Genomic DNA, 10413 nt, shown 5'->3' with positions numbered 1-10413 from the left:
CTGAACTTTTAAGAAACGGACCTTTTATGCGTATTCATATCCTTGGTATCTGTGGCACCTTCATGGGCGGTTTGGCGATGCTGGCACGCGCGCTTGGCCATGAAGTAACGGGCTCTGATGCTAACGTCTATCCGCCAATGAGCACGCTGCTGGAAAAGCAGGGTATTGATTTAATTCAGGGTTATGATGCTTCACAGCTCGATCCTGTGCCTGATTTGGTCATTATTGGTAACGCCATGACGCGTGGTAATCCCTGTGTGGAAGCGGTGCTGGAACGCAATATTCCTTACCTCTCTGGCCCACAGTGGCTACATGATTTCGTGTTGCGTGACCGATGGGTGATTGCGGTCGCCGGAACCCACGGTAAAACCACCACGGCGGGCATGACAGCATGGATTTTACAGGCCTGTGGTTATGAGCCGGGCTTTGTTATCGGTGGCGTACCGGGAAATTTCGAGGTTTCGGCAAATTTAGGTAAAAGCCCGTTCTTCGTAATAGAAGCCGACGAGTATGACTGTGCATTTTTCGATAAGCGTGCCAAATTTGTGCATTACTGCCCGCGTACCCTGATCCTGAATAACCTTGAGTTCGATCATGCGGATATCTATGACGATCTGCGCGCCATTCAAAAGCAGTTCCATCACCTGGTGCGTATCGTGCCGGGGCAGGGGAAAATCATCCTGCCGGAGCAGGATGCAAACCTGAAGCAGGTGATGTCGATGGGCTGCTGGAGCGAGCATGAAACAGTAGGTGAAAACGGTTGCTGGCAGGTGAATAAACTGTCGCCGGATGCCTCATGCTGGGAAGTGTTGCTTGATGGCGAACGGGTGGCACAGGTGAACTGGTCACTGGTTGGCGAGCACAATATGCGTAACGGCATGATGGCGATTGCCGCTGCGCGGCATGTGGGGGTGAAGCCGGAAGATGCCGGACGTGCGTTAAATGATTTTATCAACGCCCGTCGTCGTCTGGAGCTACGTGGTGAAAGCAACGGCATCAAGGTTTATGACGACTTTGCCCATCATCCTACGGCCATTCACGCCACGCTGGCGGCGCTGCGCGGTAAAGTAGGCGGCACGGCACGTATTCTGGCAGTGCTGGAACCACGCTCAAATACCATGAAGATGGGCATCAGTAAGGACGATCTTGCTCCGGCATTAGGGCGGGCCGATGAAGTGTTCCTCTACCAGCCACACCACATCCCGTGGCAGGTTTCACAAGTGGCAGATGCCTGCATCCAGCCAGCACACTGGAGTGCGGATATTGATACGTTAGTAGAGGCGATCGCCAAAACGGCCCATCCGGGAGATACGATCCTGGTGATGAGCAACGGGGGTTTTGGCGGTATCCATCAGAAGCTGCTGGACCGGCTGGCATAGCGCACACCGCGTGTGGAGAGCGAGTCTCCACACGCCAACAGGGCTGCCCCAGTCTTTGCCAGAGGTGAACCCTTTCAGAACCGCACGGCGTTGAGCGGATCAGGCTTCGGCCAGCTCACGAAGATACTGGAATATCTGACGATAGGCTTTTGGCGGCTTGTTGCCCGCTTTCTCTTTTTGCGCGTTACGGATCATCGCACGCAGCTGCTGGCGGTCGGCATCCGGATAGAGTGCCAGCACTTCAGCGACAGCATCATCCCCCTGTTCGACCAGACGGTCGCGTACCATCTCCAGCTTATGGAACAGGGCAACCTGCTGATTGTGACGGTTTTTCAGCTTATCCAGCGCGATGCGGATCGGTTCCTCATCGCGCGAGCGTAGCATTTTACCGATCAGCTGCAGCTGGCGGCGACGCGCCTCTTTCTTTATCTTCTGCGCCAGTTCAATGGCGTTGCGCAGATCTTCATCCAGCGGAATTTTGTCGAGGGAATTTTTCCCCAGCTCAATCAGTTCAGCCCCAAGGCGTTTTAACTCTTCGGCGTCACGTTTTATTTCACTTTTACTGACCCAGATAATCTCTTCTTCATCTTCTTCCGGGTTATCGGGTACTTCATCGAGCCACTCATCAGGCTGCTTGGTCATGGTCAGGCTCCAAAAAAAGAGGCTAATGTTATCAGGTTACGCGGCTACTGCGAAATTGTTCTCTGAGTCTGTTAGACTCAAATTAACTTAATCACCATAGCGCGATTTTTACGCAGGCTAAACGCCGAAAAATCGCCCTTTTTTAATTATATGGCAGGTCGATGAAATTACTCTCCCAAGTTGCAGAACAGCGTAAAACCCTGGAACAGGCGGTAGCGACAGCACTCGAACTGGCGAAAGCCAGCAGCGACGGAGCGGAAGTTGCGGTCACTAAAACCACCGGCATCAGCGTCAGCACGCGCCATGGCAGCGTGGAAAACGTTGAATTTAACAGTGATGGTGCGCTGGGCATAACCGTTTACCACCAGAATCGTAAAGGCAGCGCATCTTCTACCGACCTCAGCCATGACGCCATTCAGCGCACCGTGCAGGCCGCGCTGGATATTGCGCGCCACACCTCGCCGGATCCTTATGCCGGCGTGGCGGATCCTGAGCTGCTGGCGTTTGCTGCCCCGGATCTCGACCTGTTTCATCCCAGTGAGATCGATGCCGATCGCGCTATTGAGCTGGCAGCACGCGCAGAGCAGGCCGCGTTAAAATCAGACAAACGCATTACCAATACCGAAGGCGGCAGCTTTAACAGCCACGTCGGCATCAAAGTGTTTGGCAACAGTCATGGCATGATCCAGGGCTATTGCTCCAGCCGACATTCGCTTTCCAGCTGCGTTATCGCGGAAGAGAACGGGGATATGGAGCGGGATTACGCTTATACCATTGGGCGGGCGATGGCGGATCTCAAGTCGCCGGAATATGTCGGTGAAGAGTGCGCGCGCCGCACGCTGTCGCGCCTGTCGCCGCGTAAACTGTCGACGATGAAAGCGCCGGTAATGTTTGCCGCTGAAGCTGCCACCGGGCTGTTTGGTCATCTGGTCGGGGCGATTAGCGGCGGCAGCGTCTACCGCAAATCAACCTTCCTGCTTGACTCACTTGGCCAGCAGGTCCTGCCTGATTGGCTGACCATCGAAGAACATCCCCATCTGCTGAAAGGGCTGGCTTCAACCCCGTTCGACAGCGAAGGCGTGCGCACCCAACGGCGCGACATTATCAAAGATGGCGTGTTGCAGAACTGGTTACTGACCAGCTATTCGGCGCGCAAGCTGGGCTTGCAAAGTACCGGCCACGCGGGTGGAATTCATAACTGGCGCATTGCCGGGCAGGGGCACAGTTTTGATGACATGCTGAAACAGCTGGGAACCGGGCTGCTGGTGACCGAGCTGATGGGGCAGGGCGTCAGCGGGATTACCGGCGATTATTCGCGTGGTGCCTCAGGTTTCTGGGTCGAGAATGGCGTTATTCAATATCCGGTGAGTGAAATCACCATTGCGGGTAACCTGAAAGATATGTGGCGTAATATGGTATCGGTAGGCAGCGATATTGAGACGCGCAGCAATATTCAGTGTGGGTCGGTTCTGTTACCTGAAATGAAGATCGCCGGGCAGTAATTCTCCTCGCTTATTCTGCATGCGAAAAGGCGACGGTGAAAACCGTTGTCTTTATCCCCCTCGCTCATTAGCACCTGAAGCTTCTTACAGGCAAAATACGCCGGTAACGAAAGTCGCCGTGCAAATGTTCAATCCCGCCGATCACAATATTTTGAGGGCAGACGCAACCTGAATGGTGATTTAAATCACTCACAGCTCCGCTTCGAATCGCTGACGGAAGCCAGTATCCTCATAAAATCCTTCAATAAAATAGTGGGTGGGGCACCATTCTTGGTGCTTGCGAAATCTGCCAGCACCTGTGCTTTGTTAGCCGCAAATTTCGCCTGTACGGGAGGTTGTGGAGCCTGACGCTTTACACTTTGTCTAACGCGAACTGAAGCCGCTGAAGGATCGACCTCACTGCACAATGGTCTCTCTTGCAGGGGATCATTAAGCGGACTGCCAGGGGCAGCGTCCACGGCAGCTTTAAACTGCGCTAAGATGCCCGGTTGCGGAGCCGGGCGCTTGGTGCTGTGTGCAATGCGAACTGAAGCCGCTGAAAAATTGAACGCTGCATGAGAGTTGTTGTTCCCGGGTACGGGATCTGGAGACTGACCAATGAAATTATTGAGTTCATCTTTCAGCAGCGCCTCACTGAAGGGCAGACCGGTTGAATCACCGGCGAGGAAGGCTTTAAGGGAAACGCCAGGCTCATTATTTATATTCTGTGGTTTGTCAGCCCTGTTCGACGAGTTTTCAACGCCAGCGAACTTTGATACTAACAAATTACCAGGCCGTGGCATTTTTACTGGCCGTGGAGAAGCTCTCTCAGACGCCCGTAAAAAAAGAGAGGATATTTTACTAAAGTTTGACATTCCTGAACCTCATATTTATTGCTTTAGTACTCGAGTCTCGTTGTTAAGCATTAATAAGTCTATCAAAAAACGCTTTAATCTCCGTTGGTGATACGCGGGCCGGGGCAATCTATTTCAGATCGTCAGCCCAGAGGCAACTCCGTCATATAACCCATATTCAGCCCGTTATCCTGGTCGGATAAAGGTTATAAAGCCGTCCGGGACTTAATCCATCCCGCCCGATTAAGTTAAGGAGGAACGTCAGTCGCGGCGCGCAAATATTATGGTCTTGATGTGAGTTGTCTCGCTTTGCGCTGTTACACGTTTCCACGCCTTTTGCGACTCAGGCCAGTCGTTACCCATTTATTTCCACTTCGCGGCGGAAAAAGTCGTTCTATACAGTCTGCCGTCGTCGGGCTAGTTTATTGCCATTGCGAATAAGGGGGATGACAGTGAGTAAAGTAACGCTGCCGGTGAGTGCAGTGGCAGAACGGGGCGGCGATATTCAGCGACTGGCTGCGCGGGTAATGATGCAAATTGCCGCACTGTTTGCTGCCAGACATATTCAACCCAATCCGTTACAGCAACAGATGTTGACTTCCCATGTTGGCGCGATGGCTTTGCGCTCACTAACCGGTGAAGTGCTGCCTGAAATAGAAGCCGACCTGTTTGAAGATATTTCGCCACAGTCGATGGCGCTGGCGCAGCAGGTGGTGGATCTGTTCGGCAATCTGCCTGTGGCAGAGACATGGCTGCTGTCGGTGCATTTTGAAGTCGCCAAAGAAAACTAACATGAAGGAGTCACTATGTTTCGAATCACCGTTGTTATCGGCGACCGTTTAGGTAAGGGCCAGAAAGTCGCCGCAGGCATTGAGAAAGCGGGCGGCAAGGCCATCGTAGTGCCGGGCGTGGCGGCAGATATGAAGCTGGGCGACGTGATGAAAGCAGAAAACGCCGATTTCGGCATCTCCTTTTGCGGCAGCGGCGGTGCCGGGGCCATTACGGCTCAGAACAAATATGGTTACAAGGCGAAACACGGTATGCGGTCCATCGAGGAAGGCGTTACCGCCATTAATGAAGGGGCTACCGTGCTCGGCTTCGGCTTTATGGATAAAGAAGAGTTGGGTGAACGCCTGTTACAGGCGTGGCACAAGAAGCAAAGCTGATGAAAGAACAATTCGCCACCACGGTGAAGGTCAGTGGCAAAGGCGACAGTAAAGCAAAAGCCTTTGCCGCAGCGCTGAGTCAGGTGCAAAACACGGTGTTGAAATCCAGTAACAGGGTGCTGCTGCGTATTGATCCGGTCGAAGTGAAAGTGTTGCGTGCCGGGCTGTGCGTCAGCAAGGAAAAGTTTCTCTTTCTTTTTCTGACGCGTGAAAAAAAGCTTTATCGCGTTGAGCTGGAAATCGTCGTCAATATTGTCGCGATTGACAGCGATAAGGTGGAATTCACCGTCGATAACTAAAAACGTTTGGCGATAACACCAAAGGAAAAAAAGGATGTTTTTCATCATATTACTTAAATCGTTGATTATTGGCGGCCTGGTCGGCGTGGGGGTGGGGGCCGGGGCAGCGCGGATGTTCCACGCCCCCACCACGCAGGGAATGGGCGCATTTCGTACACTCGGTGAACTGAACTCCTGTGAGGGCGATCCGGCTTCTCACTTCTCTTTCGGTCTCGGATTTTTCTTTAACGCCTGGGCCTCTTCTGTTGCCGCTGGATCCTTCACCCAGGATGTTGACCACCGCATCATCCCCAACTGGGGGGCGGCGGTGCTGATGATGAAAAACCGTCACCTGAGGGAAACCCTGCACAACCCGAAGAAAATGGCGATGGCCTGTGGCCTCATCGGCATGATGGTGGTGGCGTTTCTTAATTCCACGGCATCTGCCGTGCCTGCTGCTTTGCAGGTGACCGCCGTAAAGGTGCTGGTTCCGGCAGCTAATCTGCTGGTGAATACCGTGATGCCGGTGCTGTTCTGGCTGGCGGCAATCGATGCCGGTAAAAAGTCGGGTTGTTGGGCCACTATTTTTGGTGGATTAGCGCAGCTGATGATGGGTAACGCCGTGCCGGGGCTGGTGCTGGGCATCCTGATCGGTAAAGGAGTGGAAGAGAGCGGCTGGAACCGCGTCACCAGGGGGATGATGGCAGCTATTATCCTGTTGTTTATGCTAAGCGGTTTCTTCCGTGGTTTCGATACGGAGATGCTGCAATCCTTCCAGCTCGGCGTGCCTGCATGGCTGGACATGATCCACAACACCCTGAACGGCATATAAGAGGACAACGGCAATGGATGAGTCAAAAAACGGTTTCTGGTATGCGGACGGGTCGTTTCCGATCTTTGTCGGCCTGCTTGCCGCCGGCGTGTTTGCCGGCACGCACATGTATTACGTCTACGGTTTGGGGGCATTTAATGAGGTCGCTTTCGTCTCAATGCTACGTTCCGGTATGGAAACCGGCGTCTATGGCGCAGTAGCGGCCTTTGGTGCCAGCTTTCTGTTTGCGCGCATCATAGAAGGTTCTCTGGTCGGCATTCTTGATATTGGGGGTGCTATCCAGACCGGCATTGGCCTGGGCGTGCCGGCGCTGCTGCTGGGGGCCGGGATTATCTACCCGCTGGCGAACTTTGCCGCCGCGCTGGTTACCGGGCTGGCGCTTGGCATGGCGGTGGGCTACCTGATTATTCTGGCGCGCAAATTCACCATCAATAACAGCAACGCCACCTACGGCGCTGACGTAATGATGGGGGCGGGCAATGCTGCAGGTCGTTTCCTCGGGCCGTTGATCATTCTGTCTGCCGTCAGCGCGTCAATTCCCATTGGCCTCGGTTCACTGGTCGGCTCGCTGCTGTTCTACCTGTGGAATAAGCCGATTACCGGTGGGGCCATTCTCGGTGCAATGCTGTTGGGTGCTCTCTTCCCGCTTGCACTGTAATTAACCCGCGTGGTGACGGGACGCGGTCACGCTCAGGAGTTCGCCATGTTTGATTTGATAATTCGCCAGGCCCGTCTGAGCGACGGTTCGCTGAATGATATTGCGATAAACGAGGGCAATATTGCCGCCGTTGGTACGCTGTCTGGCCCGGCACGGCGTGAGTGGCATCTGGCCGGGCGTTACTGGCTCAGCGCGGGGTGGATTGATTCACACGTCCACTGCTACCCAAACTCACCGATTTACCATGATGATGCCGACCGCATTGGTGTCGCAACCGGCGTGACAACGGTGGTGGATGCCGGCAGTAGCGGAGCCGACGATATCGATGACTTTTTCCAGCTGACTCGCTGTGCCAACACCCGGGTCTATGCGCTGTTAAATATTGCCCGCAGTGGGATCTTCACACAGAACGAGCTGGCCGATATGGCCAGCCTGGACGGGCAGGCGGTGAAAGCCGCGTTGCAGCGCCATCCGGGTTTTATTCGTGGCCTCAAGGCGCGTATCAGCAGCAGCGTGGTGGAACAAAACGGGATTAAACCGTTGCAGCGCGCCAAAGTGATGCAGCGGGATAACGGCCAGCTGCCGCTGATGGTTCATATCGGTAACGATCCGCCGCATCTTGATGAGATCGCTGATTTGCTCATGGCTGGCGACATTATCACTCACTGCTATAACGGCAAGCCGAACCGCATCCTGGCCCCCTGTGGTACTTTGCGCGCATCAGTCACCCGCGCATTGCAGCGCGGCGTGCGGCTGGACGTGGGCCACGGTAGCGCCAGCTTCAGTTTTGAGGTGGCGCGGGCGGCGATAGCACAGGGCATTTTGCCGCACACCATCAGTTCGGATATCTATTGCCGCAACCGTGTTAACGGCCCGGTGCATAGCCTGGCGCACGTAATGTCGAAGTTCCTGCATATCGGCATGACCCTGGCTCAGGTGATCGACTGTGTGACCGTGCATGCCGCAGACGGGCTGCGACTGGCAAATACGGGGCGTCTCGCACCGGGTTATGTCGCCGACCTGACGATTTTTGACCTGCAGCAGGCAGTTTGCCTGTTCGGTGATGCTGACGGGCAGACGCTGCCCGGTGAAATGCAGCTGGTGCCGCTGGCCGCCGTGGTCGGCGGACAGGGATTCGTAACCGACGAAGGGAAGAAACGTAATGACCTCAGTTTATGAAAAATATGGCTTAAAGCAGGTGATTAACGCTGCCGGCCGCATGACCATTCTGGGTGTTTCTACCCCGAGTGAGGATGTAGTGGAAACGGTAAAGTTTGGCCTGAATCACTACTTTGAAATCAACGAGTTAGTGAATAGAAGCGGTGCCTGGATCGCCGGATTACTGGGCTGTGAGGCGGCGGTGGTGGTTTCCTGTGCGTCGGCGGGACTTGCCCAGTCGGTGGCCGCGTTGATTATTAAGGATAACGCCTGGCTGCTGCATAACCTGCATGTTGCCCCGTTAACCGTGGCCCGTGATATCGTGCTGCCGAAAGGACACAACGTTAACTTCGGCGCTCCGGTTGGCACCATGGTGGCATTGGGCGGAGGGCGGCTGGTAGAGGCAGGCTATGCCAATGAATGTTCCGCGCACCAGCTTTCAGCGGCGATCACCGCACAAACTGCCGCAGTCCTGTATATCAAGTCGCACCACTGTGTGCAGAAAAGCCATCTCAGCGTAGAACAGGCAGTTGAGGTGGCGCGTCAGCACGGCGTACCGCTGATTGTTGACGCTGCCGCCGAAGAAGATTTACAGACTTATTATCATGCCGGTGCCGATTTGGTGGTCTACAGCGGTGCCAAGGCGATTGAAGGGCCGACCAGCGGACTTGTCATCGGCAAAACCCGGTATGTGGAGTGGGTGAAGCAGCAGTCGCAGGGGATTGGCCGAGCGATGAAGGTCGGCAAAGAGGGCATTCTCGGTGTGACGCTGGCGATTGAAAACTACCTGCTGCGTGAGAAGGTCAGCGGGGCGCAGATGGTAGAAAAAATGACGCCCTTTATCGCTGACCTTAACCAGCTACCGGGTATCAAGGCGCGTGTGGTGTGGGATGCAGCGGGACGGGATATTGCCCGTGCGGAAATTCATTTCGACGAGGCGAGCGTGGGGCGCACCACCGGGGAGATCGTCCAGGCGCTGAAAACCGGCGATATCGCTATCTATTTCCGTGGCTATAAGGCTAACGAGGGCATCGTCGAGGTGGACGTACGCAGCGTGACCGTCGATCGGCTGCACACCATTTATGCCTGTATTCACGCTTTGCTTTTCGGAGAGAAACGCGCATGACGCTGACCCCACAATTTTACCGTAACCGGGTATGCCTGAACGTTCTGGCCGGTTCAAAACAGAACGCCCGTGATGTCTGGGAAGCGGCCGAAGGCCATGTGCTGGTCGGCGTACTGTCGAAGGATTATGGCGACGTGGACAGCGCGGTAACCGATATGCGCGAATACGCGGCACTGATCGATAATGCATTGTCGGTGGGGCTTGGTGCTGGCGATCCGAACCAGTCAACAATGGTGAGCGCAATCGCCGCCCGTATCCAGCCGCAGCACGTAAACCAGGTGTTTACCGGAGTGGCGACCGCGCGCGCGCTGCTGGGGCAGCCGCAGACGGTCGTTAACGGGTTAATTTCACCCACCGGCCAGCCCGGGATGGTGAAGATTTCTACCGGCACGCTCAGTAGCAGGCAGGCAGAGGGTATTGTCCCGGTGGCTACGGCGGTGGCCATGCTGAAGGATATGGGCGGCAGTTCAGTGAAATACTTCCCGATGGGCGGCCTGCATACCATCGACGAGTTTAAGGCGGTGGCCGCCGCCTGCGCGGCACAGGACTTCTGGCTGGAACCGACCGGCGGCATCGATCTGCATAACTTCGCAGCGATCCTGCAGTTCGCACTGGATGCTGGCGTCACCAGGATCATCCCGCACATATACAGCTCGATAATCGATAAGACCACTGGCCTTACACGACCGGAGGACGTGGCAACGCTGCTGGCAATCACCAGGCAGCTGCTGGATTGATGTTAACCCGCCCCGCGTATCGTGCCGGGGCTGCCTTTTCATCGCGAAAAAATCAGGCTGGTGGAAAGCGTCATTTTCGCTGGCCACCAACGGAAATAGTGG

The 10413-nt window shown here is 55.1% G+C and carries 12 protein-coding genes; 10 read left to right on the top strand and 2 right to left on the bottom strand.

The features are described 5' to 3' along the window. The first annotated feature begins 26 nt into the window (after positions 1 to 26). Positions 27 to 1379, top strand: coding sequence for a UDP-N-acetylmuramate:L-alanyl-gamma-D-glutamyl-meso-diaminopimelate ligase (mpl, locus tag JGC47_RS14765; RefSeq protein ID WP_004160084.1), 1353 nt, complete (start codon positions 27 to 29; stop codon positions 1377 to 1379). Between the two features lie 99 nt (positions 1380 to 1478). Here mpl and yjgA read toward each other — a convergent pair whose 3' ends face one another. Beyond that, complete coding sequence (yjgA, locus tag JGC47_RS14760) at positions 1479 to 2021, bottom strand: ribosome biogenesis factor YjgA (RefSeq protein WP_004160082.1); 543 nt, start codon at positions 2019 to 2021, stop codon at positions 1479 to 1481. Positions 2022 to 2182: 161 nt separating this feature from the next. Here yjgA and pmbA point away from each other — a divergent pair, with 161 nt between their 5' ends. Beyond that, on the top strand, positions 2183 to 3523 hold the full coding sequence (gene pmbA / locus JGC47_RS14755) for a metalloprotease PmbA (protein ID WP_004160081.1): 1341 nt from the start codon (positions 2183 to 2185) through the stop codon (positions 3521 to 3523). A 185-nt stretch (positions 3524 to 3708) separates the two neighbouring features. Here pmbA and JGC47_RS14750 read toward each other — a convergent pair whose 3' ends face one another. Then, positions 3709 to 4377 carry a hypothetical protein gene (locus JGC47_RS14750; protein WP_013035809.1) on the bottom strand — a complete coding sequence of 223 codons (669 nt, stop codon included), beginning with the start codon at positions 4375 to 4377 and terminating at the stop codon, positions 3709 to 3711. Between the two features lie 431 nt (positions 4378 to 4808). On the opposite strand from JGC47_RS14750, the gene JGC47_RS14745 reads away from it, so the two are divergent. The 8 genes from JGC47_RS14745 to dagF are packed head-to-tail and all read left to right on the top strand — an operon-like array spanning position 4809 to position 10311. Then, positions 4809 to 5147: a glycine dehydrogenase gene (locus JGC47_RS14745; protein ID WP_004160080.1), complete on the top strand. Its 339-nt coding sequence runs from the start codon at positions 4809 to 4811 to the stop codon at positions 5145 to 5147. A gap of 15 nt (positions 5148 to 5162) precedes the next feature. Further along, positions 5163 to 5522: an SFCGS family glycine-rich protein gene (locus JGC47_RS14740; RefSeq protein ID WP_004160079.1), complete on the top strand. Its 360-nt coding sequence runs from the start codon at positions 5163 to 5165 to the stop codon at positions 5520 to 5522. Then, positions 5522 to 5821, top strand: a complete 300-nt coding sequence (locus JGC47_RS14735; RefSeq protein ID WP_004160077.1) for a DUF4312 family protein — start codon at positions 5522 to 5524, stop codon at positions 5819 to 5821. Before JGC47_RS14740 ends, JGC47_RS14735 begins: the two co-directional genes overlap by 1 nt. A 34-nt stretch (positions 5822 to 5855) precedes the next feature. Then, positions 5856 to 6632 carry a DUF4311 domain-containing protein gene (locus JGC47_RS14730; protein ID WP_004160076.1) on the top strand — a complete coding sequence of 259 codons (777 nt, stop codon included), beginning with the start codon at positions 5856 to 5858 and terminating at the stop codon, positions 6630 to 6632. A gap of 13 nt (positions 6633 to 6645) precedes the next feature. Next, positions 6646 to 7290 (top strand): DUF4310 family protein, encoded by a 645-nt coding sequence (locus JGC47_RS14725; RefSeq protein ID WP_004160075.1) that lies wholly within the window; start codon positions 6646 to 6648, stop codon positions 7288 to 7290. Between the two features lie 45 nt (positions 7291 to 7335). Beyond that, the gene (locus tag JGC47_RS14720) at positions 7336 to 8469 is read left to right on the top strand and encodes an amidohydrolase/deacetylase family metallohydrolase (RefSeq protein ID WP_004160074.1); all 1134 of its coding nucleotides are present in this window, start codon (positions 7336 to 7338) and stop codon (positions 8467 to 8469) included. Next, complete coding sequence (locus JGC47_RS14715) at positions 8453 to 9574, top strand: DgaE family pyridoxal phosphate-dependent ammonia lyase (RefSeq protein ID WP_004160073.1); 1122 nt, start codon at positions 8453 to 8455, stop codon at positions 9572 to 9574. Before JGC47_RS14720 ends, JGC47_RS14715 begins: the two co-directional genes overlap by 17 nt. Beyond that, positions 9571 to 10311, top strand: a complete 741-nt coding sequence (dagF, locus tag JGC47_RS14710) for a 2-dehydro-3-deoxy-phosphogluconate aldolase (RefSeq protein ID WP_004160071.1) — start codon at positions 9571 to 9573, stop codon at positions 10309 to 10311. Before JGC47_RS14715 ends, dagF begins: the two co-directional genes overlap by 4 nt. The last annotated feature ends 102 nt before the right edge of the window (positions 10312 to 10413 follow it).

The organism is Erwinia amylovora (assembly GCF_017161565.1).
In the GTDB taxonomy this organism is placed as follows: Bacteria; Pseudomonadota; Gammaproteobacteria; order Enterobacterales; family Enterobacteriaceae; genus Erwinia; species Erwinia amylovora.
This window is presented reverse-complemented; position numbering and strand designations above follow the sequence as displayed.

Bases quoted from the DNA above. Each gene is read 5' to 3' on its own strand.
- JGC47_RS14725 (WP_004160075.1), top strand. From the start codon at position 6,646: ATGGATGAGTCAAAAAACGGTTTCTGGTATGCGGACGGGTCGTTTCCG.
- yjgA (WP_004160082.1), bottom strand. From the start codon at position 2,021: ATGACCAAGCAGCCTGATGAGTGGCTCGATGAAGTACCCGATAACCCG.
- mpl (WP_004160084.1), top strand. From the start codon at position 27: ATGCGTATTCATATCCTTGGTATCTGTGGCACCTTCATGGGCGGTTTG.
- JGC47_RS14740 (WP_004160079.1), top strand. From the start codon at position 5,163: ATGTTTCGAATCACCGTTGTTATCGGCGACCGTTTAGGTAAGGGCCAG.
- dagF (WP_004160071.1), top strand. From the start codon at position 9,571: ATGACGCTGACCCCACAATTTTACCGTAACCGGGTATGCCTGAACGTT.
- JGC47_RS14735 (WP_004160077.1), top strand. From the start codon at position 5,522: ATGAAAGAACAATTCGCCACCACGGTGAAGGTCAGTGGCAAAGGCGAC.
- JGC47_RS14715 (WP_004160073.1), top strand. From the start codon at position 8,453: ATGACCTCAGTTTATGAAAAATATGGCTTAAAGCAGGTGATTAACGCT.
- pmbA (WP_004160081.1), top strand. From the start codon at position 2,183: ATGAAATTACTCTCCCAAGTTGCAGAACAGCGTAAAACCCTGGAACAG.
- JGC47_RS14730 (WP_004160076.1), top strand. From the start codon at position 5,856: ATGTTTTTCATCATATTACTTAAATCGTTGATTATTGGCGGCCTGGTC.
- JGC47_RS14720 (WP_004160074.1), top strand. From the start codon at position 7,336: ATGTTTGATTTGATAATTCGCCAGGCCCGTCTGAGCGACGGTTCGCTG.
- JGC47_RS14750 (WP_013035809.1), bottom strand. From the start codon at position 4,377: ATGTCAAACTTTAGTAAAATATCCTCTCTTTTTTTACGGGCGTCTGAG.